Annotated in this window: 21 protein-coding genes; 7 read left to right on the forward strand and 14 right to left on the reverse strand. The window is 74.6% G+C overall.

Annotation, left to right across the window (positions count from 1 at the left end; all coding sequences use genetic code 11):
* Positions 1 to 917, reverse strand: a 917-nt coding sequence (locus QJR14_08770) for a hypothetical protein (protein MDI3317691.1), incomplete at its 3' end; no start/stop codon positions are given.
* 82 nt (positions 918 to 999) lie between these two features.
* Between QJR14_08770 and QJR14_08775 the strand changes: the two genes are divergently transcribed.
* On the forward strand, positions 1,000 to 1,788 hold the full coding sequence (locus tag QJR14_08775) for a hypothetical protein (protein MDI3317692.1): 789 nt from the start codon (positions 1,000 to 1,002) through the stop codon (positions 1,786 to 1,788).
* A 27-nt stretch (positions 1,789 to 1,815) separates the two neighbouring features.
* Here the strand turns inward: QJR14_08775 and QJR14_08780 are convergent, their stop codons facing one another.
* Positions 1,816 to 2,418: a biotin transporter BioY gene (locus QJR14_08780; protein ID MDI3317693.1), complete on the reverse strand. Its 603-nt coding sequence runs from the start codon at positions 2,416 to 2,418 to the stop codon at positions 1,816 to 1,818.
* 113 nt (positions 2,419 to 2,531) lie between these two features.
* Here QJR14_08780 and QJR14_08785 point away from each other — a divergent pair, with 113 nt between their 5' ends.
* Positions 2,532 to 2,852, forward strand: a complete 321-nt coding sequence (locus tag QJR14_08785; GenBank protein MDI3317694.1) for a metal-sulfur cluster assembly factor — start codon at positions 2,532 to 2,534, stop codon at positions 2,850 to 2,852.
* Positions 2,853 to 2,891: 39 nt separating this feature from the next.
* On the opposite strand, the gene uvrC is transcribed toward QJR14_08785, so the two are convergent.
* Positions 2,892 to 4,787 carry an excinuclease ABC subunit UvrC gene (gene uvrC / locus QJR14_08790; GenBank protein MDI3317695.1) on the reverse strand — a complete coding sequence of 632 codons (1,896 nt, stop codon included), beginning with the start codon at positions 4,785 to 4,787 and terminating at the stop codon, positions 2,892 to 2,894.
* A gap of 90 nt (positions 4,788 to 4,877) precedes the next feature.
* Positions 4,878 to 6,569, reverse strand: coding sequence for a formate--tetrahydrofolate ligase (locus QJR14_08795; GenBank protein MDI3317696.1), 1,692 nt, complete (start codon positions 6,567 to 6,569; stop codon positions 4,878 to 4,880).
* 315 nt (positions 6,570 to 6,884) lie between these two features.
* Between QJR14_08795 and QJR14_08800 the strand changes: the two genes are divergently transcribed.
* The 3 genes from QJR14_08800 to QJR14_08810 are packed head-to-tail and all read left to right on the forward strand — an operon-like array spanning position 6,885 to position 7,709.
* Positions 6,885 to 7,247 (forward strand): hypothetical protein, encoded by a 363-nt coding sequence (locus QJR14_08800; protein ID MDI3317697.1) that lies wholly within the window; start codon positions 6,885 to 6,887, stop codon positions 7,245 to 7,247.
* A 22-nt stretch (positions 7,248 to 7,269) separates the two neighbouring features.
* Positions 7,270 to 7,458: a hypothetical protein gene (locus tag QJR14_08805; GenBank protein ID MDI3317698.1), complete on the forward strand. Its 189-nt coding sequence runs from the start codon at positions 7,270 to 7,272 to the stop codon at positions 7,456 to 7,458.
* A gap of 50 nt (positions 7,459 to 7,508) precedes the next feature.
* Complete coding sequence (locus QJR14_08810) at positions 7,509 to 7,709, forward strand: SHOCT domain-containing protein (protein ID MDI3317699.1); 201 nt, start codon at positions 7,509 to 7,511, stop codon at positions 7,707 to 7,709.
* A 766-nt stretch (positions 7,710 to 8,475) separates the two neighbouring features.
* Here the strand turns inward: QJR14_08810 and QJR14_08815 are convergent.
* The 5 genes from QJR14_08815 to QJR14_08835 all read right to left on the reverse strand — a co-directional run bounded on the left by QJR14_08815 (position 8,476) and on the right by QJR14_08835 (position 14,890).
* Positions 8,476 to 9,195, reverse strand: a complete 720-nt coding sequence (locus QJR14_08815) for a response regulator transcription factor (GenBank protein ID MDI3317700.1) — start codon at positions 9,193 to 9,195, stop codon at positions 8,476 to 8,478.
* A 46-nt stretch (positions 9,196 to 9,241) separates the two neighbouring features.
* Positions 9,242 to 10,357 carry an ATP-binding protein gene (locus tag QJR14_08820; protein ID MDI3317701.1) on the reverse strand — a complete coding sequence of 372 codons (1,116 nt, stop codon included), beginning with the start codon at positions 10,355 to 10,357 and terminating at the stop codon, positions 9,242 to 9,244.
* An 8-nt stretch (positions 10,358 to 10,365) separates the two neighbouring features.
* Positions 10,366 to 13,278 (reverse strand): excinuclease ABC subunit UvrA, encoded by a 2,913-nt coding sequence (gene uvrA / locus QJR14_08825; protein MDI3317702.1) that lies wholly within the window; start codon positions 13,276 to 13,278, stop codon positions 10,366 to 10,368.
* A gap of 179 nt (positions 13,279 to 13,457) precedes the next feature.
* Positions 13,458 to 13,772: a Rieske (2Fe-2S) protein gene (locus QJR14_08830; protein MDI3317703.1), complete on the reverse strand. Its 315-nt coding sequence runs from the start codon at positions 13,770 to 13,772 to the stop codon at positions 13,458 to 13,460.
* Positions 13,773 to 13,873: 101 nt separating this feature from the next.
* A complete protein-coding gene (locus QJR14_08835) occupies positions 13,874 to 14,890 on the reverse strand; it encodes a glycosyltransferase family 4 protein (GenBank protein MDI3317704.1) in 1,017 nt (338 codons plus the stop codon).
* A 115-nt stretch (positions 14,891 to 15,005) separates the two neighbouring features.
* Between QJR14_08835 and QJR14_08840 the strand changes: the two genes are divergently transcribed.
* On the forward strand, positions 15,006 to 15,692 hold the full coding sequence (locus tag QJR14_08840) for an isochorismatase family cysteine hydrolase (protein ID MDI3317705.1): 687 nt from the start codon (positions 15,006 to 15,008) through the stop codon (positions 15,690 to 15,692).
* A gap of 56 nt (positions 15,693 to 15,748) precedes the next feature.
* Here QJR14_08840 and QJR14_08845 read toward each other — a convergent pair whose 3' ends face one another.
* Both QJR14_08845 and QJR14_08850 read right to left on the reverse strand, forming a co-directional pair.
* Positions 15,749 to 17,500, reverse strand: a complete 1,752-nt coding sequence (locus QJR14_08845) for an HAD-IA family hydrolase (protein ID MDI3317706.1) — start codon at positions 17,498 to 17,500, stop codon at positions 15,749 to 15,751.
* Between the two features lie 30 nt (positions 17,501 to 17,530).
* Positions 17,531 to 17,794 carry an AbrB/MazE/SpoVT family DNA-binding domain-containing protein gene (locus QJR14_08850; GenBank protein MDI3317707.1) on the reverse strand — a complete coding sequence of 88 codons (264 nt, stop codon included), beginning with the start codon at positions 17,792 to 17,794 and terminating at the stop codon, positions 17,531 to 17,533.
* Between the two features lie 345 nt (positions 17,795 to 18,139).
* Here QJR14_08850 and QJR14_08855 point away from each other — a divergent pair, with 345 nt between their 5' ends.
* Entirely contained in the window at positions 18,140 to 18,427 is a 288-nt protein-coding gene (locus QJR14_08855) for a twin-arginine translocase TatA/TatE family subunit (GenBank protein ID MDI3317708.1), read from the forward strand.
* A gap of 45 nt (positions 18,428 to 18,472) precedes the next feature.
* Here the strand turns inward: QJR14_08855 and QJR14_08860 are convergent, their stop codons facing one another.
* From QJR14_08860 to QJR14_08870, 3 genes are all read right to left on the reverse strand, one after another.
* Entirely contained in the window at positions 18,473 to 19,372 is a 900-nt protein-coding gene (locus QJR14_08860) for a hypothetical protein (protein ID MDI3317709.1), read from the reverse strand.
* Positions 19,369 to 20,097 (reverse strand): creatininase family protein, encoded by a 729-nt coding sequence (locus QJR14_08865; protein MDI3317710.1) that lies wholly within the window; start codon positions 20,095 to 20,097, stop codon positions 19,369 to 19,371. The genes QJR14_08860 and QJR14_08865 overlap by 4 nt, the downstream gene beginning before the upstream one ends.
* Positions 20,098 to 20,235: 138 nt before the next feature.
* Complete coding sequence (locus tag QJR14_08870; protein MDI3317711.1) at positions 20,236 to 20,676, reverse strand: dCMP deaminase family protein; 441 nt, start codon at positions 20,674 to 20,676, stop codon at positions 20,236 to 20,238.
* Positions 20,677 to 20,759 lie beyond the last annotated feature (83 nt).

A 20,759-nucleotide genomic window follows, 5' to 3' on the forward strand; every position in this document is an offset into this window, starting at 1 on the left:
GGCTCGCGGAGCATGCGCTGCGGATCGCCCTCCTCCAGTCCGAGCAGGAGGAGGGCGGCGCCCACCGCCGGCTCGAACCGCGCCGGGGAGAGGAGCGCCCCGGGCAGCAGCTCCCGCACCGCGCGGCGGAGGAACTGGCTGAAGAGACCGCTTCCTTCGGCCAGGGCGCCGCGGGCGACCACCAGCGGCCGCGCGTAGCCGAGGCCGGTGCGGAGCAGGATCGCCCGGGCCAGCCGCGCCTGCCGGTCGGCCGCGCGGTCGAGGAGCTCCCGCGCCGCCGCGTCCCCCTCCAGGGCCGTGTCGATGACGAGGGAGGCCAGCTGGGAGGCCCGCCGGGGCGTGGCCAGCCCCGCCGCCAGCTCCGCCTCCAGCCGCTCGGGGCTGGGGTCGGGCAGAACCGAGAGCACCTTCTCCACCAGCATGGTCGGCCCCTCGGCCGACTCCAGGGCGGCCGCCACCCGGCGCAGCGCCATCAACCCCAGGTCGTAGAGGCCGCCGTCCCCGCCCAGGAAGCGGCCCCAGCCACGCGTCCCCTCCCGGCGCCCGTTCCAGCGGCCCCCGTAGGCCTCCACCCAGAGGCCCACCTCCAGCACGATGCCCGGCAGGAGGCCCGTCGCCCCCGCCCAGACCGCCTCGCGGGCGTCCACCATGCGCAGGGCGAGCGGGCGGAGCCGCGCCTCCAGCGCCAGCGCCTCCTCGTCCGAGGCGCTCCCGGGCAGCGCCAGGCAGGCGGCGTCCGCCCCCGTCTCCGCCGCCAGTCCGCCTGCCAGCAGCGCCAGCCGCTCCAGTCCCGGGCCGCGCGCCCCCTCCGGCCCGTCCGCCCGCTCGCGCCGCAGGGCCAGGAGGCCGCTCCGCGCCTCCGCGGCGGCTGCCGTCACCTCGCCGCTCTCGCCCAGCACGGCACCGATGACCCGCACGCCCTGCCTCCCCGGCCCCCTCTTCGGCGCCACCGCCGCACGATCCTTGCCCGCCGGGCCGCGCCTGGCGGATACTGGACGCATGCCCTGGCACGTCATCGTCCAATCGGGCACGCCGCTCGCCCTTCGCCCGGACTGGGCCGTCTCGCTGCGCCTGCCAGGCGCGGGCGGGCTGCTCGCCACGCCCCCCGCGGGGGAAGACGCCCCGGGGGCGGAGACCGGGACGCCGGCCTGGCTCGCCCGCGCCGCCGACCTCCTGGAGGAAGTCTATCCCTCGGCGCACCTCCTGCGCTGGCGCCCCCGGCCCGAGGCGGGGCCCGCCTGGCCGGAGCCCTCGCCGCGCCTCTGCCTGCACCTGACCGCCCTGGCCGCCTTCGCGGTCCGCCACGCCAGCGCGCCCGGACAGCTCGCCCGCGTCGCCCAGGCGCTCCACCGCGCCCTCACCGGCGAGGAAGCGAGCCTCGCCCCCTTCCTCGCCGCGGCGCTGGGCGGCTGGGTGCGCACCCGCCGCTCGCTGCTGGGCGAAGAGCCCGACCTCGCCCCGACCGGCCCCGGGGGCGGGCACCCGCCCGAGCGCGCCCCCCGGCCCGCACCCGAACTCTGGCAGCCGTCGGCGGAGGGCGACGCCTCCTCCCTGCCCGCCCGGGTGGAGGAAGCCGCCCGGGCGGCGGCCGCCGAAGCCTCCGGCCTCGCCTGGCTGAGCCTCCCGCACGAGCCCGAGCCGCGCCCCGTCGCCTGGTTCCTGGGCGACGCCGCACGCCTCGGCGCCCTCCTCCCGCCGGCCGGCTGGCGGCCGTTCCCGGCCGCCGTGGAGCGGGTGCCGGTCCGGGTCCGCATCGAGCGGCTGGACGAGGGCGGCCGGCAGGCCTGACGGTCGCGGGGCGGGCCGGCCGCAGCGTCAGACCGCGCGGTACGGCGACCCCTGCAGGGCGGGCAGCGCCCGCCGCACCCCCAGCGCCACCGGGGTGGCCACCGCCGCCTTGATCAGGTCGAAGGGCAGGAAAGGCCAGGCGCCAGCGGCCAGCGCCGCCTGCCAGCTGGGCATCCAGCCCGCGCGGAGCTGGAGCAGGCCGCCCAGGTAGGTGAGGCTCAGCCCCGCCAGCAGCGCCAGGTAGACGCGGAGGCCGCTCCCCGCCCAGCCCGGACGCTGGAGGAGCCAGGCAGCCAGCCCGACGCCCGCCAGGTCGCCCCAGAGGTAGCCGCCCGTGGGACCCAGCAGCACGCCGACGCCGGCGTGTCCCTGGGCGAAGACGGGCAGGCCGACCGCGCCCAGGGCGATGTAGAGGGCGACGGCGGCCACCGCCTCCGCCGGCGGCAGAAGCGCCCCGGCCAGGAGGACGCCGAAGATCTGGAGCGTGAAGGGGACCGGCGTGAAGGGCAGGGGGATGGAGAAGGCCGCAAGGGCGGCGATCAGCGCCGCCATGAGGCCGACGCGGGCCGCCCGCCCCGGCCAGCCGGAGGGTCGCGCGGGTGCACCCGGGCGTGAGTCGCCTGTCGACATCGGTGTCGCCACCTCCCAGGCCGTCCCGTGCCGGGCGGCCGTGGATCGCACCCTATATACTAACGTTGCGGGCGAGAGTCCCCGCTTCGCCGGAGGCGAAGGGAGGCGAGAGCATGGCGGAGGCGACGCTGCCGACCGAGGAGCAGATCCTGAACGCACTCCGCGTGGTCAACGATCCCGAGATCGGCCTCAACGTGGTCGACCTCGGCCTGGTATACGGCGTCGACATCGACGACGAGGGGAACGTGCAGATCCGCATGACGCTCACCTTCCCCGGCTGCCCGCTGGGCGACCAGGTGACCCAGGACGTCCAGGCGGCGCTCTCCATCGTGCCGGGGGTGCGCGACGTCCGGGTCGAGATCGTCTGGGAGCCCCTGTGGACGCCGGACATGATGAGCGAGGACGCCAAGCGGGCGCTCGGCTGGGCCATGTAGGCCTCCCGGCCGACCGCCCGCCGGCGGAGGAGATGCCGCTCAGGCGCGGGAACGGAGCATGTCGAGGAGCTGGCGCGCGGCCGCCCGGGTCATGCCGGGGACGCGCGCCAGCGCTTCCTCTCCCGCTTGCTCCATCGCCTCCAGCGAGGGGAAGGCGCGCAGGAGCGCCTTGGTCCGCTTGGGGCCGATGCCGGGGACGCCCTCCAGCAGCGAGCGGAGGGTGGCGCGGCTGCGGCGCTGGCGGTGGTAGGTGATGGCGAAGCGGTGCGCCTCGTCGCGGCTCCGCTGGACCAGGTGGAGCGCGGGCGAGTCGGCGGGCAGGATGATCGGGTCGTTCCGGTCGGGCGCGAAGAGCCACTCCTTCTCCTTGGCGATGCCGAAGGCGGGGATCCGCCCCGGGTCGGCGCCCGCCAGGCGCATCGCCTCCAGGGCGGCGTTCAGCTGGCCCTTGCCGCCGTCGACGAGGAGGAGGTCGGGAAGCGGCAGGAACTTGGGATCGCGCTCCACCAGCGCCCGGCGGAAGCGGCGGTAGATCACCTCGCGCATCGCATCGTAGTCGTCCGGCCCCTCCAGCGCCTGGGTGCGGAAGCGGCGGTAGTGGCTCCGGCTCGGCTTGCCGTCGGTGAAGACGACCATGGAGCCGACCGGCTCCTCGCCCTGGGTGCTGGAGATGTCGAAGCACTCGATGCGGTGCGGCGGGCGGGGCAGGTCGAGCCAGTCCCGGAGCTGCTCGACGGCGCCTTCGGTGGAGGCGCGGCGGCGGGCCCACTCCTCTTCCTCCCGCTCCACCAGGAGCTGTGCGTTCTTCCGCGCCATGGCCGCCAGCTCCCGCCGGGGCCCCCGCCTGGGCACGCGGACCTCCAGCCGCGGCGAGCCGGCCAGGTCGCGGCGCCGGAGGCGGAGCCACTCGCGGATCGCCTCCCGCTCGTCGATGGGCTGGTCCAGGAGGACCTGCGGCGGGATCTGCGCCGCCTGCGCGTAGTACTGCTTGACGAAGGCGCCCAGCACCTCGGCGTCGGACTCGCCCTCGACGCCGGTCAGGTCGAAGGCGGCCTCGTCGACCACCTTGCCCTCGCGGACGTAGAGCACCTGCGCCCAGACGGCGTGCTCGCCGCGGCCGAGCGCGATCACGTCGGCGTCCTCCAGCGCCTGGCTGACGATCTTCTGGCGCTCGGTCACCTGGCGGAGGGCGGCCAGCTGGTCGCGGTAGACGGCCGCCTGCTCGTACCGCTCTTCCTCGGCGGCCTCGAACATCCGCTTCTCCAGCCGCTGGATCAGCTCGCCCCGCCGCCCCTCCAGGAAGGCCACCAGCTCCTCCATCATGGCGTGGTAGCTCTCCCGGTCCACGCGCCCGTCGCAGGGCGCCAGGCAGCGGTGGATGTGGAAGTAGAGGCAGGGCGGGCCGCCCTGGGCCAGCCGCCGGTCGGAGCAGCTCCGCCAGGGGAAGACCTTGCGCAGGGCGCGGAGCGTCTCGCGCACCGCCCCGGAGTTGGTGAAGGGGCCGAAGTACCGCGCCCCGTCGCCGCGCATGTTGCGCACCAGGCGGATGGTGGGCCACTCCGCGTTCAGGTCGACGCGCAGGTAGGGGTAGTTCTTGTCGTCGCGCAGGCGGACGTTGAAGCGCGGCCGGTAGTGCTTGATCAGGTTGCACTCCAGCGCCAGCGCCTCGGTCTCGGTGTCGGTGACGACCGTCTCGATGCGCGCGATCTGCGGCACCATGGCCGCCACCTTGGGCGTCAGGCCCGCCGGGTTGTGGAAGTACGAGCGGACGCGGTTCTTCAGCGAGACCGCCTTGCCGACGTAGATCACCTGTCCGGCCGCGTCGCGGAAGAGGTAGCAGCCGGGCTGGTCCGGCAGCTGCCGGAGCGTCTCCTGGATCTCGGGGCCGCCGGCTTGGGCCGTTGCCGTGCCGGACGTGATCTGCTTCTCACCCATGGCCGTTCCCATTGTATCGGAGGGGCGAGCGGCTGGCTCCGCACCCGCGGGCCGCGCGCTACGGCTCCCGTCCCCGGCCGTCCCCGGGGGCTAGAGAATCCCCTCCACCCGCCCGTCCTCGCCCAGGCGGACCGAGAGCGCTGCAGGATGGCGCGGCAGGCCGGGCATCGTCAGGATCTCCCCGGTCAGCGCCACCACGAAGCCGGCGCCGGCGCTGGGCCGGAGCTCCCGGACGTGGAGCGTCCACGGCCCCCGCGGCGTGCCGCCCAGCTTCGGGTCGTCGCTCAGCGAGTACTGCGTCTTGGCGACGCAGACCGGCAGCCGGTCGAGACCCGCCCGCTCCAGCTGGCGGAGCGCCGTCTCCGCCTCCTTGGCGTACTCGACGCCGGAGGCGCCGTACACCCGGCGCGCCAGGGACTCCAGGGTCTCGGTGACCGGCAGCGCCTCCCCGTAGAAGGGCCGGAACGGAGCCTCGCCCGGCGAGGCCGCCAGCGCCTCCAGCACCCGCTCCGCCAGCGCCAGGCCCCCTTCCCCGCCGCGGGCGTAGACCTCGCTCAGCGCCGCCGGCACGCCCTGCTCCGAACAGTAGGCCAGGACCCGCTCCAGCTCCGCCTCGCTGTCCGAGGGGAAGCGGTTGACGGCCACCACCACCGGCACGCCCATCTGCTCCACGATGCGGAGGTGCGCCCCCAGGTTGGGCAGCCCGCGCTCCAGCGCGGGCAGGTCCTCCCTCTCCAGCGCCTTCCTGTCGACGCCGCCGTGCAGCTTGAGCGCGCGGACGCTGGCCACCAGCACTACGGCCGAGGGGGTGAAGCCGCCTGCGCGGGCGGTGATGTCGGCGAACTTCTCGGCGCCCAGGTCGGAGCCGAAGCCGGCCTCCGTCACCGTGATCTCGGCGCTCGCCAGGCCGAGGCGCGTGGCCAGGATGCTGTTGGCGCCGTGGGCGATGTTGGCGAAGGGGCCGCCGTGCACCAGCGCGGGCGTCCCCTCCAGCGTCTGGACCAGGTTGGGCTGGAGCGCCGTCCCCAGCAGCGCCGCCATGGCGGGCGCCGCGCCCAGATCGGCGGCGGTCACCGGCTGGCCGTCGCGGCTCCAGCCGACGAGGATGCGGCCGAGCCGCGCCTCCAGGTCGGCGGTGCCGGAGGCGAGGCAGAAGACCGCCATCACCTCCGAGGCGGCGGTGATCAGGAAGGCTTCCTCGCGCGGGACGCCGCCGGTGGCGCCGCCCAGGCCGATCACGACGTGGCGGAGCGCCCGGTCGTCCATGTCCAGCGCCCGGTGGAAGGTGATCCGGCGCGGGTCGAGCGCCGGCTCGCCACCGTGGTGGAGGTGGTTGTCGATGAGCGCCGCCAGCAGGTTGTTGGCGGTGGTGATGGCGTGCAGGTCGCCGGTGAAGTGGAGGTTGATCCGGTCGGCGGGGACCAGGCTGGCCAGCCCCCCGCCGGTGGCGCCGCCCTTGGCGCCCAGCGCCGGGCCGAGGGAGGGCTCGCGCAGCGCCACCGCCGCGCGGTGTCCGAGCCTGCGCAGCGCGTCCGCCAGGCCGATGCTGGTCGTGGTCTTCCCTTCCCCGGCGGTGGTGGGCGTGATCGCCGTCACCAGCACCAGCCGGCCAGGAAGCCGCCCCAGCGGCCGCCCCGGCTCGCCGGTGACGCCCCGCCGCTCCAGCGCCTCCATCGTCACCTTGGCCACGTCGCGGCCGTACGGCTCCCACTCCGGCTCCTCCAGCCCCAGCTCCGCCGCCACCTCGGCGATGGGCCGGACCGAAGGGCGCGCAGGCGTCATCCGCGAGGAAGCTTTCACTGCCGTCGCCACTTCCTTCCGTGTCGGTGCTCACCCGTCTCTTCCGTCGCCAGAACCCCGCTCATTCTGGTGCCGCGCCGGCCCGCTGTCGATCGCTCCAGCGGGTCATGGCCGGGGCCCGCCTCCGCCACCCGCCGGCCGCGGCGCGTTCCACCGGTCACCCCGCAGGAAGCCTGCCCGGCGCAGCCTCCCCGATTCTGCACCGGAAGTGCACCGGAATCCGAGACCCCCTGCACGACCCCTGCGCGGGGCGTGCACGCCGCCCGGCTAGCCTGGGAGGCGAAGGAGGTCGAAACGATGCGCAACAGGCAAGGAGTCTGGATCGCGGCGCTGGCGTTGGTGGCGGTGGTCTCCGGCGTCGCCGGGTTTGGCCTGGCCGCCGCGACGACCCCGCGCGCCGCGGCGGCGCCGGCGCCGGTGAGCGCCCCGGTGCCGGCGCAGCCGCCGGCATCGACCGTGCTTCCCGCCCCGGGAGCAGGGTACGGGCCGGGGTACGGTCCCGCCTACGGTCCGGGCCGGATGACGGGGCTCTCGCCGCAGCAGTTCCGCGAGCAGGCCCGGACCTGCGTCCAGTGGATGGACCGCTGGCTCGAGAGCGACGGCTCACAGGGCACGGCGCCGCCGGCGCCCGCCGCACCTTCGGCGCCTTCGGGCAAGTAGGCGGAGGGGCGGATCGAAGAGGATGGGGTTGGGCAGCTTCTGGGCGCCGTGGATGGCCGGCGGCACGGGCGGCGACCGGGCCCTGGCCCTCTTGCGCGAGCGGCTGGCGCGCGGCGAGATCGACGAGGAGGAGGTCCGCCGGCGTCGGGCCGTCCTGAACGAGCGGGGAACATCGGGGGCTGCACCGGGGAAGGAGGATGACGCGTCATGATGGGGTGGTACGGGGGGCCGTGGGCCGGGGGCGGCTGGAGCGTCCTTTGGATGGCGCTGGGATGGCTGATCCCCCTGGCCATCATCGGCCTGATCGTCTGGCTGATCGTGCGGCGGCCCGGCGGCGGCGCCGTGCTGCCCGCCGAGCCGGCCGGAGACCGGGCGTTGGAGGTCCTGCGCGAGCGCTACGCCCGCGGTGAGATCACCGAGGAGGAGTACAAGCGCATGCGCGACGTGCTCAAGGACCGCTGAGGCGTGGCGCGGGGCCACGGTGCCGGCCGCTTCCGCACAGGGGCGGCCGGCACGGATCGAGCCCGTCCGGACCGCGGGCACGGTAGCTTGGGAGTCCGACACTTCGTTGACCGAGGAGGCCCCGATGAGCCTGCGCGTTCACTCCTCCTGATCCGCCCGGGGCAGCAACGGGAGGAACGCGCAGTGCTCACGGTCCGAGGGCTGCGGGAAAGAGCACCCTGCTCCGCGTGATCGCCGGCGAGATCGAGGTGCCGGCGGGTGTGCTGCGCTGGCTGGGCCGCCCCCCGCGCCTTCCCGGGCACCGTCGTCCCGGCCAGCCACGACCGGGCCCTCCTGGACGCGGTCTGCGAGCGCATCTTCCTGCTGGAGCGCGGCGCGCTGCGCGCCTACCGCGGCAACTCCAGCGCCTGCGCGGCGCAGGCGGGGGCGGAGCGGCGCGCGCAGGCGCGGGCCTACCGGTCCTGGCAGCGGGAGCGCGAGCGGCTCGAAGAGGCCGCCCGGCGCCACCGCCGCTGGGCCGAGAAGGCCCGCCGCGAGGCCGGCGAACGGAACCCTGCGGCCAAGAAGAGAGCTGCGGCGTTGATGAGGAAGGCCACCGCCACCGAGCGCCGCCTGGCCCGGCACGAGGCGACCCGGGTCTCGAAGCCCCGGGAGAGCCGGCGGCTGCGGATGCCCTGGAGACGCCGGGCCGCAGCTGGCGGCGCGTGGAGTACGCGGGCGAGTTGCGCAAGGCGGAGAAGGCGGGCCGGGGCCGCGCCGCCCCGGCTCAGCCGGCGCGCAGGCGGTAGCCGACGCCGAAGACGGTCTCGATGTAGCGCGGCGTCTCCGGGTCGTCGCCCAGCTTGCGGCGCAGGTTGCGGACGTGGCTGTCGATGGTCCGCTCCACCGCGTCGTCGGCGTGGAGGAGCGCCCGCTCCGCCAGCTGACCGCGGGAGAAGGCGCGCCCGGGCTCCCGCATCAGTGCCTCCAGAAGCCGGAACTCCGTCGGTGTGAGGTCGAGCAGGCGACCCTCCAGGGTGGCGCGATGCGCCACCGGGTCGAGCGCCAGCCCCCCGATGCGGAGGAGCGACGCCGCCGGGGGAGTCGCTTCCGGGGTGCCGGGGGCGGGTGCGGGCCCCCCGGCCGCGCCCAGCCGCCGCAGGACGGCCTCCGCCCGGGCCGCCAGCTCCGCCGGGCTGAAGGGCTTGGTGACGTAGTCGTCCGCCCCGAGGCGGAGGCCGGCCACCCGGTCGGCTTCCTCGCCGCGGGCGGTGAGGAGGATCACCCCGGTCCGACCGGCGGCCCGGATGCGCTGCAGGAGCTCGAGACCGGGGAGGCCGGGAAGCAGGAGGTCGAGGACGACCAGGTCGGGGTGGCTCTGATCGAAGGCCCGCCATGCCTCGTCCCCGTCGCCGGCCTCCCACACCTGGTGCCCGTCCCGCTCCAGGTAGGCGCGGACCACCCGGCGGATGGGCGCCTCGTCATCGACCACGAGCACGCGCGCCAGCCCCGTCACCCCCGTGGGCCATGCTTCTCTTCCTCCCGCCTGCACCCTATCTCCACACCGGCCAGCGCAGGCGGAACTCCGTCCAGCGCTCGGGGGGATCGCCCGCCAGCTCCGCTTCCTCGGGCAGGCTCGAGACCTCGATCCGCCCGCCGTGCATCTCCACCAGCCCGCGCACGATGGCCAGGCCGAGGCCCGCGCCGCCCGTGGCCCGCGCCCGGGAGCGCTCCGCCCGGTAGAAGCGGTCGAAGACGTGCCGGGCCTCCTCGGGCGCCAGCCCGGGCCCGCTGTTGCCCACCGACCAGAGGAGCGCCTGCCGCCCGCGCCCCGGACCCGGCCGCGGCTCCAGGACGGCCTCCACCCGGATCCTCCCGCCGGAGGGAGTGTAGCGGATGGCGTTGTCCAGCAGGTTGCCCAGCACCTGCGCCAGCCGGTCGCGGTCGGCGGCCAGCGGAGGAAGCCCCTCCGGCACCGCCGCCTCCACCCGGTAGCCGCCCGCCGCCAGCTCCGCCCTGCGCAGCGCCAGCGCCCCCGCCACCGCCGCCCCCAGCTCCACCGGCTCGATGCGCAGGGTCACGTCGCGCCGCTCGATGCGGTTGAGCTCCTGGAGGTCCTCCACCAGCCGGCTGAGGCGCCCGATCTCGCCCTGCAGCGTGGCCAGCGTCTCCGGCCCCGGCTCCAGGAGCCCGTCCCGCAGCGCCTCCACGTACCCCTGGAGCGTGGCCAGCGGGTTGCGCAGCTCGTGCGCCACGTCGTCCACCAGGTCGCGCCGGGTCCGCTCGCTCTCGTCCAGCCGCTCCGCCAGCCGGTTGAGCGCCTGGCCCAACCGGTCCAGCTCGGGATCGCCCGAGGGCCCAAGGCGGACGCCGTAGTCGCCGGCGGCGATCCGTGCCGCGGCGGCGACCGCCCGCTCCAGCGGGGCGAGGATGGCCCGGCCGAGGAAGATCGCCAGCAGCACGGCGGCCGCCGTCGCCACGCCGCCGGCCAGGAGCATGTCCGTGGCCACCCCCGAGGCCACCTCCGCCGGCAGCCCTGCCCGGGTCCAGGCGTCCAGGCGGACGAAGACCAGCAGCTCGTGGACCAGCGTGGCCAGGAGGACGACGCCGACGAAGCCGAGGAGAAGGCGGGCGGAGAGGGTGAGCGGGTGGCGCGTCGCCTGCCGCATGACCGCCTTCAGGCGCCCACGGCGCCCGCCGCCGCCCGCGCGGGCGCCTCCACCGGCGGGGAGGCGGGCGCGGAGGCCAGCAGCCGGCGGAGGAACCGGCCGGTATGGCTCCGCTCCACCCGCGCCACGTCCTCGGGCGTCCCCTCGGCCACCAGCTCACCGCCGCGCTCGCCGCCCTCGGGTCCCAGGTCGATCACCCAGTCGGCCGACTTGATCACGTCCAGGTTGTGCTCGATCACGATCACGGTGTTTCCCTGGTCCACCAGCCGCTGGAGGACGGCCAACAGCTTCTCGACGTCGGCCATGTGCAGGCCGGTGGTGGGCTCGTCCAGGATGTAGACGGCGTCGCCCTCGGAGCGGCGGCTCAGCTCCGTGGCCAGCTTGACCCGCTGCGCCTCGCCGCCCGAGAGCGTGGTGGCCGGCTGCCCCAGTTCGATATAGCCCAGCCCCACGTCGGCCAGCGTCTCCAGGCGCCGGCGGATGGCCGGGATGGCGGAGAAGAAGTCGAGCGCCTCGTCCACGGTCATCTCCAGCACGTCCGCGATCGACTTCCCCTTGTAGCGGATCTCCAGCGTCTCCCGGTTGTACCGCTTCCCCTTGCAGACCTCGCACGGCACGTAGACGTCGGGCAGGAAGTTCATCTCGATCTTCAGGATCCCGTCGCCGCGGCAGGCCTCGCAGCGGCCGCCCTTGACGTTGAACGAGAAGCGGCCGGGCTTGTAGCCGCGGAGCCTCGCCTCCGGGGTCTGCGCGAAGGCGCGCCGGATGTCGTCGAAGACGCCGGTGTAGGTGGCCGGGTTGGAGCGGGGCGTGCGGCCGATGGGCGACTGGTCGACATCGACCACCTTCCGCAGCCCGTCCAGCCCCTCGATGCCCCGGTGGCGGCCCGGCTCCGTCCGCGCCCCGTTCAGCCGCCGGGCCAGCGCGCGGTAGAGGATCTCGTTGACCAGCGTCGACTTGCCCGAGCCCGAGACGCCGGTGACCACGGTGAAGAGGCCGAGCGGGAAGCGGACGTCGATCCCCTTCAGGTTGTGCTCGGCGGCACCGCGGACGGTCAGCCAGCGGCCGCGCTCCGGCGTGCGCCGCCGCCCCGGCACCTCGATCCGCCGCCGGCCGGAGAGGAACTGGCCGGTGATCGACTCGGGCACCCGAGCCACCTCGTCCGGCGTCCCGGCGGCCACCACCCGGCCACCGTGCTTGCCCGCCCCCGGCCCGATGTCGACGACGAAGTCGGCCGAGCGGATGGTCTCCTCGTCGTGCTCCACCACCAGCACCGTGTTCCCCTGGTCGCGGAGCTTCTCCAGCGTGGCGATCAGGCGGGCGTTGTCGCGCTGGTGGAGGCCGATCGACGGTTCGTCCAGGATGTAGAGGACGCCGGTCAGCCCCGAGCCGATCTGCGTCGCCAGCCGGATCCGCTGCGCCTCGCCGCCCGAGAGCGTGCTCGCCGCCCGGTCGAGCGTCAGGTAGTCCAGCCCCACATCGACCAGGAAGCGGAGCCGCGCGTCGATCTCCTTCCTCACCAGGCGCGCGATCGTCCGCTCCCGCTCGTTCAGCTCCTCGTCCAGCGAGGCGTTCCACTCCAGCGCCCCGGTGATGGGCAGCGCCGTCACCTGGGCGATGTTCAGCCCGCCCACCGTCACCGCCAGCGCCTCGGGGCGGAGCCGCCGGCCGCCGCAGGCCGGGCAGGGGTGGGTGGACATGTACTCCTCCAGCTCCTGGCGCATCGACTCCGATCCCGACTCGCGGTAGATCTTCTCCAGCGTCGGCACGACGCCGGCCCAGGTGACCGTCCGCTCGCGCTCGCGGCCGTAGAGGCTCCGGTAGCGGAAACGGACGGGCCGCTCCGACCCGTGCAGGAGAACCTCCAGGAAGTCGCTGCCCGCCCGCTCCAGCGGCGTCGTCCAGCCGACGCCCCAGGCGTCGGCCACGGCGCGCAGGAGCTGGTTGTAGTAGTGCGAGTAGTGCCAGTGGTTGTTCCAGGGGGCGACGGCACCCTCGGCCAGGCTGAGGTGGAGGTCGGGGACCACCTTCTCGGGGTCGATCTCCATCTTGTAGCCCAGCCCCATGCACTCCGGGCAGGCGCCGTAGGGGCTGTTGAAGGAGAAGCTGCGCGGCGTCAGCTCGGCCAGGCTGGTGCCGTGCTCGATGCAGGCGAACTTCTGGCTGAAGACCAGCTCCCCGCCGGCCTCGCCCTCGCGCCCCACCCGCTGCACCATGGCGATCCCGTCGCCCCACTGGAGCGCCGTCTCCAGGGAGTCGGCCAGCCGCGTGGCGATCTCCGGCCGGACCGCCAACCGGTCGACGACGATCTCGATCGAGTGCTTCCGGTTCTTTTCCAGGGCAGGAAGCTCGTCCAGCGTCCGCACCTCCCCGTCGACGCGGGCGCGGACGAAGCCGGCGCGGCGGATCTGCTCGAAGACCTGCCTGTGCTCGCCCTTCCTGCCGCGGACGACGGGCGCCAGCAGGAGGATGCGCTCCCCCTCCGGCAGGGCCAGCACCTGGTCCACCATCTGCTCCACCGTCTGGCTCTGGATCGGCCGCCCGCAGATGGGGCAGTGCGGCCTCCCCACGCGGGCGAAGAGGAGGCGGAGGTAGTCGTAGATCTCGGTCACCGTGCCCACGGTGGAGCGGGGGTTGTGGCTGGTGCTCTTCTGGTCGATGGAGATGGCCGGCGAGAGCCCCTCGATGCTGTCCACGTCGGGCTTGTTCATCTGGCCCAGGAACTGGCGCGCGTAGGCGGAGAGCGACTCCACGTAGCGCCGCTGCCCCTCGGCGTAGATGGTGTCGAAGGCGAGGCTCGACTTGCCGCTGCCGCTCAGGCCGGTGATGACGACGAGGGCGTCCCGCGGAATCTCCAGGTCGATGTTCTTCAGGTTGTGCTGGCGCGCTCCGCGGATCACCAGCTTCGACTGCGCCGCCATCCCGCCTCCGGCCTCCCTCAGCAAGGGGCTCGCCGGGCCCCGGCCGCTCCCCGGGGGCTCGAAGGCCGGGCCCCAGGGGGCCCGGCCGCCCGCGAGCCTGACCTACTGCTCTTGATGATACCATCGCCTGCTTTTTCGCCCGGCGGGTCGCCGGCCCAGCCGGGGGCGTCCGGGCTCCCTCAGGCCGGCAGGCCGACGAAGAGCTCGCCGTTCTCCTCCCTGATCGGGTAGACGCGGGCCCGGTACAAGGGCTGGTTGGTGGAGTGCCCGTCGGTCAGGTCGTAGCGGTAGCGGTGCCAGGGGCACTGGATCTCGTGCTCGCCCACGATCTTCGCCTCCTCCAGCGGCCCGCCCGCGTGCGGGCAGGTGCTGGTGACGGCGTAGAAGCCGGAGGGAAGGTGGAAGATCACGATCTCGTAGCCGTGAAGGGTCAACTTCCTGCGGTCGTTCTCGGGGTACTCGTCAGGCTTGCCGATCGACTCCCAGCGTTCCATGCCGCATCGCCTCCTGCTTCGGCTGCTTTCTCGTCCGGGCCGGCGGGGCTCGGCGCACAGGCGCACATCGCCCGGGCGTACACAAGGAAGGAGAGCCCCGGTCAACGGCCCTCCCGCACAAGGGTATGGTACACGCGCTCGTAGCCTTCCACCATCCGCTCCACCGTGAAGAAGGCCTCCACGCGGCGGCGGCAGGCCGCCCGGTCGATCAGCTCGATCCCGGCCAGGGCGCGGACGGCCGCCCCGATCACCTGTTCGTCCTCGCCGCCGGGGACCAACCGGCCCGTCACCCGGTCGGCCACCACCTCGGGGATGGAGCCGACGGCCGTCCCCACCACGGGCACGCCGCAGGCCATCGCCTCCACCATGGCGAGGCCGAAGGGTTCCGGCACCCGGTTGAGCTGGAGCAGGGCGAGCGCCTCCCCCAGGAAGCGGGCCTTCTCCGCCCCGCGCAGCTCGCCCGCGTACTCCACGCGCCCGCCCAGCTGCGGGCGGATCACCTGTTCGAAGAACTCGCGCTCCTCGGGAGGCACGGGTCCGGCCATGCGCAGGGGGAGGCCCGCGCGCCGCGCCACCGCCACCGCCCGGTCCGCTCCCTTCTTGGGGGAGATCCGCCCGTAGAAGGCCAGGTACCGCCCGGTCGCGGCCGCGAAGGGGAAGTCCTGGAGCCGGATCCCGTTGGGCACGTTGGCCACGTAGTGGAGCTCGGGCAGCCCCTCCCGCTCGGCCCGGCTGATGGAGACGTAGGGCAGCGCCGCGAACCGGCGGTAGACGACGCGGGTGGCCGGCTCCAGATAGGCCGAACCGTGGAGGGTGGTGACCACCGGCAGCGCCACGAAGGGCGTGAAGACCAGCGGGTGGCAGTTGAGGTGGTTGTGGAGGAGGTCGAAGCGGCCGCTCCGGGCCTCCTCGAAGGCGTGCGCCATGTGCAGGAGCTCCAGCTCGCGCGCGGGCAGCTCCGGGTGGGCGCCCAGGTGTTCGGGTACCACCGCCTCCAGGCGGCCTGCCGGGCGGCTGTCGCCGCTGGCGAAGACGGTCACCTCGTGGCCCCGGGCTGCGAGCCCCTCGGCCAGGTTGGCGACCACCTGTTCCCAGGGGCCGTACCCGTCGGGCGGCACCCTCCAGGTGACCGGCGCCAAGAGTGCGATACGCAGAGGAGATCGCCCCCTTCGTGTCCAAAGCAGTATGGTCGAAGTTCACACGACCCGGTCGGGCTGGGAGGAGGGGACGGCCGTGAGCCTCTCGGTCGAAACGCTGGTGGACGAGCGCTTCCTGGAGCACCTGGGCGCCTGGCAGTCGTCGCTCGCCTCGCGGCCGCTGGCCGAGCTGGTGGCCGAAGCCGGCGGGGCCGACCGCGTCGCCATCCTGGTGGTGGACATGATCCGCGGCTTCGCCACCGAGGGCCCCCTGGCCTCGCCCCGGGTGGCCGCGCTCTCCGCCCCCATCGCCCGCTTCCTGGAGCTGGCGCACGCGGCCGGGGTCCGCTCCATCTACCAGCTCTGCGACCACCACGATCCCGCGGCACGGGAGTTCGCCGCCTACCCGGCCCACTGCGTCCGCGGGAGCAGCGAGACCGAACTGGTGCCGGAGCTGGCCGGCCTTCCCTTCGCCGGCGAGTACCAGGTGGTGGCCAAGAACTGCCTCAGCTCCGTCTGGGCCGGCGACTGGTTCCCCGCAGCCGCCCATCGCTTCCGCCGCTTCGTGGTGGTGGGCGACTGCACCGACCTCTGCGTCTACCACACCGCCATGCCGATCAAGCTCTACCGCGACCAGCACCAGCTGGACTACGAGGTGCTGGTGCCGGCGCAGCTGGTCGACACCTACGACGCGCCGGACCACCCGGCCGACCTGTTCCACCGGCTCTTCCTCTACCACATGGCGCTCAACGGCGTGGTGGTGGTGCGGGAGCTGACCGCCTGAGGGCGGGGGCGCTCCGCGGCCCCCGCGCGGTCGTCCTCGGCCTCTTCGCCTCCGCCTCAGGGGAGGGCGACCGGACCGGGAGGCTCCTCGGCTCTGTAGCTGCCCAGCTCCCGGTACCAGGTGGTCACCTCTCCCAGCTCGGCCAGAGCGCCGGCCAACGGCTCCCGCCGCCGGTCCCCGTCGGCGTCGACGAAGAAGAGCGCCTCCCAGGGGCGCCGCCGGTTGGGCCGTGACTCGAGCTTGGAGAGGTTGACCTGGCGGCGGGCGAAGACGCCCAACGCCCGCCAGAGGGCGCCCGGGGTGTGCTCGGTGGCCATGACCAGGGTGGTCTTCCAGCGCTCACCCGACGGGCGAGCGGACCCCCCCGGCCCGTCCGGCCCCGCGGCTCCCGCCCGGGCGGCGGACTCCGCGGCCTCGCGGCGGGCGATCACCCAGAAGCGGGTGGCGTTGTCCGGCCGGTCCTCCACGTTCTCCAGCAGGATCTCCAGCCGGTAGAGCGCCGCCGCCCTGCGCGAGGCCAGGACCCCGGTCTCGGCCAGCTCGGGCGGCAGCGGGACGCCCTCCCGGCCCACCCCCGCCCGGTCGGCGCGGCTGCGCAGCTCCCGGGCCGCGCCCGCCGTGTCCCGCGCCGCCACCGCCTCCCAGCCCCGGCTGCGGAGGCTCTCGGCGCACTGCGCCAGCGCCTGGGGATGGCTCAGCACCCGGCGGATCGCCTCCAGGCGGGCCCCGGGCAGCGCCATCAGATGGTGGTGGATGGGCTGGTAGACCTCGCCGACGATGGCCACGTCGAACTCCAGGAAGCCGTCCAGCGTCTCCCCCACCGTGCCCGCGTAGGCGTTCTCCACCGGGACCAGGCCGTAGTCGGCGGTTCCCGCGGCGACGGCGGCGAAGACGTCGTGGACCGTCGGCCGGCCGGCGGTCTCGGCGCCGCTCCGCCAGGCGAGCGCGGCGGCCTCGCTGTGCGCCCCCGGCTCGCCCTGGTAGGCGATGAGGGGGCCCTTCGCGCTCTCCGGCTGCGGCTCCCGCTTCTGCGGCCGGCCCGCGGCCGGCGCCTCCCGGTCCGGGATCTCCCCGTCTCCCAGCATCGCCACCAGCTCCTCCAGCCGCTCGATCTCAGGCCAACCACCCGGTTCGCCCGGCCGGCCCGCCCCCTGCGGGCGGAACGCGCCCCGGTCGCCCGGGCGGAGGTAGCGGGCGAAGGCGACGCCGGCCGCCCGCGCCGCCCGCTCGTCCACCTCCGAGTCGCCGACGAAGAGCGCCTCCGACGGCGCCGCGCCCAGCCGTTTGCAGAGCGCCAGGAGCCCGTCGGGGCGGGGCTTCATGGCGGGCACGTCCTCCCTGCCCGCCACCGCGTCGAAGAGAGGCTCCAGGCCGGCCTCCTCCAGGACGCGCCGGACCGGTTCGCGCGCGTTGTTGGTCAGCACGGCCAGCCGGAGCCCCAACCCGCGCAGGCCGGAGAGCGCCGCCTCGAGGCCCGGGCTCCAGCGCAGGCGAGCCAGCCCCTCCGCCTCCGCCTCCTCCACCAGGGCGAGCAGCGCGGCCGAGAGCTCCGGGCGGCCGGCGGCCCGCTCCACGAGGAGCGGCAGCGGCGTGGAGACCGCCTCGTCCGGCGTCCCCTGCCAGAGTCCCTCCCGGCGGAGCCGCTCGGCCACCCGCCGCTTGACCGCGGGGAAGTCGATGCCCGTCTCCGCCAGGGTGTCGTCGAAGTCGAAGACGACCAGCCGGACGCGCTCCCGGCCGAGCCGGCGGGCGCCCAGACCGGGCGCCGGGCGCTTCTCCGCACCCGGCGCCGGATTCGGAGGTTCCACCTGGAAACCGGCTCCTTCCTCGTCGGCGGCTCAGGCGCCCATGCGCTCGCTCTCCAGCGCCGCCAGCTCCTTGAGGCAGCTCTCGCAGACGGTCTTCCTCCGGAAGGTGGCCAGGTTCTCGTGCGAACCGCAGAAGACGCAGGAGACCTGGTACTTGCGGAGCACGATGGCGTCCTCGCGCAGGAAGATCTCCAACGGGTCGTGGAGCTGGATGTCCAGCGTGCGCCGGAGCTCGATGGGCAGCACGATCCTTCCCAGCTCGTCGATCTTGCGGACGATGCCCGTCGCCTTCACGCTTCCTCGCCCCCACGCCGCACAGGGAGCGGGCCTACGGAGCTCGTTCTCCCAGGCGCAGCCAGGAATGTCATCTCTCCACCAGCTTAACAGCAGATGGCGAACTGGCGCAAAGTGGCAATCCACCCCGCGAACCCAAAGAACTTGCCGGGAACCGGCTCCGGAGCCGCCTCGCCGCGGGGCCGGGCGGCCGCGCCCCCGGGGGACACCGGGCGGCCCCCGGCGCCGCCCCACCGGGCGATTGCCACGCCACCCCCTCCACCCGATAATGCCTTCGAAGGAGTCGGGCCGGGCTCGGCCGTCCAGGACCGGGCGTGGACAGAGTGGACAGAAAGGTGAGTCGCCGTGGGCAAAATCGGACCGATGGAGATCGTCATCATCCTGGTCATCGCGCTGGTGGTCTTCGGCCCCAAGCGGCTTCCGGAGCTGGGACAGGCCATCGGCCGCAGCATCCGGGAGTTCCGGCAGGCCACCCAGGGGCTGACCCACGAGGTGGTCGAGACCGCCCAGACCGTGACGGAGCCCGTCCAGGAGCTGAAGTCCAGCATCCTCCCCGCCTCCGGGGAAGCCGCCCGGGAGGGGGGCGCGGCCGGCGGCGGGAGCGCCGGCGGGCCCTCTTCGCCCGGCCGCTGAGCCCGTCGCGGGCCGCCCGCCCCTCCCCGGGCGGCAGGAAGGACCTCACCGGCGGGGGCGCTCGCGGCGCCCCCGTTCCAGTGCTGCGCGCCCCAGCTCCAGCTCCCGCTCGATCCGCTCCGGTTTGTACTCGTAGGCGAAGAGGAGGCCGTCGGCGTACCGGCCCGCCACCTCGACGGCGTGGGCGAGGCGCTTCTCCTCCACGTGCAGGGCGTAGAGCTCGACCAGGAGCGGCGCCCTCAGGACGTCCCGGAAGTCCCAGGCCAGCGTCTCCAGCCAGTAGGTGGTGGTGTACGCCAGGTCGTAGAGCGGCACCACGAAGGCGTCCACCAGCGGCGCCACCGCCGCCAGGTCGACGCCGAACCGCTCCCGCTGGTGCTCCGGCAGCGGGTCGGGGTAGAGGGTGAAGGTGAGGAGCGGTGCCTCGCCCGGCGCCGCGCGCCGGATCCGCTCCACCGCGCGGCGGGTGAAGTCGCTCAGGACCCCCGCCCGCCACTCCAGCCAGTCCAGCCCCGGCCGGTTGCGCCGCGCCCGGGCGTACTCCGCCTCGCAGTGCGGGCAGCGGCAGAACCCCTCGCGGGCGTAGTCGACGTCGTCCAGGCGGATGCCGGGGACGCCCGCCCGGGCCGCCTCCTCCAGGCGGTCCAGGAGGCGCGCCTGCACCTCCGGCCGCGAGGGACAGACGCTGTCCCAGTCGAAGAAGCTCGCCCCGCGCGCGGCGCGCAGCCCCTCGCCGTTGACCTGGACCCAGTCCGGATGCTCCGCCGCCAGCCGGTTGTCGCCGAAGCAGGAGATCATGGCGTGGGCGCCGGCCAGCGGCGGCTGTTCGAGCCCGCTCACGTCCTTCACTTCCAGGAAGGAGCCCGGGTACCGCTCGGCCAGCTTCCGATCCCGGGTGACCAGCGCCACCTCCGGCAGCTTCGCCCGCGCCGTCCCCCCGCTCATCCCGTGGCCGCCTTCCAGGCGCGCAGCCGCTCGGCCAGGAGCCCGGAGACCACGCGGAGGATCTGCTCGCCCTTCTCCCGGGTGGCCAGGGTGGCGTCGCCCGACTGCGCCCAGCGGTACTCCTCCAGCGCGCCGCCCACCCGGTAGACGCGGACGCCCAGCGGCTGCTCGGGCCAGTGGACGTGCGCCCGGCTCATGTCGACGCGACGCTCGTCGATCGCCAGGAGGACGGAGGTCTCGTCCTCGCCCGCGTGCCCCTGCCCCTGGCAGATGCGCCGGATCTCGGGGGCGAAGTCCAGCCACCAGGACCAGATCGCCACCTCGGCGCCGTGCTCCGCGATCGCCTCGGCCGCCCCCCGGAGCGCCCCGGTGTTGCCGCCGTGGCCGTTGAAGACGGCCAGCCGGCGGACCCCGCTCTCGGCGATGGAGGCACCCACCGCCGCCACGTAGGCACGGAAGACGTCGTCCGGCACGTTGACCGTCCCCGGGTAGACCGAGAGGTCCCAGGAGTGGCCGTACGGGATGGGCGGGTAGACCATCACCCGGTCCTCCAGCAGCTCCGCCACCCGCCGGGCCAGCTCGACCGGCGCCAGGATGTCGGAGCCCAGGGGCAGGTGCTCACCGTGCGCCTCCAGCGAGCCCACCGGCAGAATCGCCAGGTCGGTGCTGCGGACCGCCTCGCGGAAGGCGGCCATCGTCGTCCAGAGCGTCTCGATCCTCGCCACCCCCTCGCATGCCTTTTTCGGCCGTGATCGGTGACTGGAACCACGGTCTCGGAACCGGCGCCATGACTCCACTTCGCGGCCTCGCCGCTCCCCGCCCTCCCGATCCCGGCCGCCACCCGGGTGGAACCCGCGCACCGCCTAGGCGGCGCCCCCCTCCCCGCCCTCCTGCCGGAGCAGCACGCCTGCCGCACGGAAGAGCTCCTCCACGTCCGCCCGGTCGTCGGCGTACGGGCGGCGGTAGACCACCTCGCGCACGCCGGCGTTGATCAGCGCCTTGGCGCACTCCACGCAGGGCGTGTGGGTGCAGTAGAGCGTCGCGCCGTCGGCCGCCACCCCGAAGCGCGCGCACTGCAGGAGCGCGTTCAGCTCGGCGTGGACCGCGCGCGTGCAATGCTCCCCGTAGAGGAGGCAGCCCACCTCCGTGCAGTGGGGGAGACCCCGCGGCGCGCCGTTGTACCCGGTGGCCAGGATCCGCCGCTCGCGCACCAGCACCGCGCCCACGTGCTGCCGGTCGCACGTCGCCCTCTCCGCCACCAGCTCCGCCACGCTCAAGAAGTACTCGTCCCAGCCGGGCCTCAGCCGTCCCGCCTCCCTTCACCCGATACGGCGCCGCCGTCCCAACCCCTGGTCACGGGCCTGTCGCCACCCCCGGCCACCGCGGG

The sequence above is a fragment of the Bacillota bacterium genome (assembly GCA_029961055.1).
Lineage (GTDB): Bacteria > Bacillota > Sulfobacillia > JAIMAT01 > JAIMAT01 > JAIMAT01.

What these genes read in the sequence shown, in the direction of transcription:
- QJR14_08775 (MDI3317692.1), top strand. Translation starts at nt 1,000, where the DNA reads ATGCCCTGGCACGTCATCGTCCAATCGGGCACGCCGCTCGCCCTTCGC.
- QJR14_08780 (MDI3317693.1), bottom strand. Translation starts at nt 2,418, where the DNA reads ATGTCGACAGGCGACTCACGCCCGGGTGCACCCGCGCGACCCTCCGGC.
- QJR14_08785 (MDI3317694.1), top strand. Translation starts at nt 2,532, where the DNA reads ATGGCGGAGGCGACGCTGCCGACCGAGGAGCAGATCCTGAACGCACTC.
- uvrC (MDI3317695.1), bottom strand. Translation starts at nt 4,787, where the DNA reads ATGGGTGAGAAGCAGATCACGTCCGGCACGGCAACGGCCCAAGCCGGC.
- QJR14_08795 (MDI3317696.1), bottom strand. Translation starts at nt 6,569, where the DNA reads ATGACGCCTGCGCGCCCTTCGGTCCGGCCCATCGCCGAGGTGGCGGCG.
- QJR14_08800 (MDI3317697.1), top strand. Translation starts at nt 6,885, where the DNA reads ATGCGCAACAGGCAAGGAGTCTGGATCGCGGCGCTGGCGTTGGTGGCG.
- QJR14_08805 (MDI3317698.1), top strand. Translation starts at nt 7,270, where the DNA reads ATGGGGTTGGGCAGCTTCTGGGCGCCGTGGATGGCCGGCGGCACGGGC.
- QJR14_08810 (MDI3317699.1), top strand. Translation starts at nt 7,509, where the DNA reads ATGGCGCTGGGATGGCTGATCCCCCTGGCCATCATCGGCCTGATCGTC.
- QJR14_08820 (MDI3317701.1), bottom strand. Translation starts at nt 10,357, where the DNA reads ATGCGGCAGGCGACGCGCCACCCGCTCACCCTCTCCGCCCGCCTTCTC.
- uvrA (MDI3317702.1), bottom strand. Translation starts at nt 13,278, where the DNA reads ATGGCGGCGCAGTCGAAGCTGGTGATCCGCGGAGCGCGCCAGCACAAC.
- QJR14_08830 (MDI3317703.1), bottom strand. Translation starts at nt 13,772, where the DNA reads ATGGAACGCTGGGAGTCGATCGGCAAGCCTGACGAGTACCCCGAGAAC.
- QJR14_08860 (MDI3317709.1), bottom strand. Translation starts at nt 19,372, where the DNA reads ATGAGCGGGGGGACGGCGCGGGCGAAGCTGCCGGAGGTGGCGCTGGTC.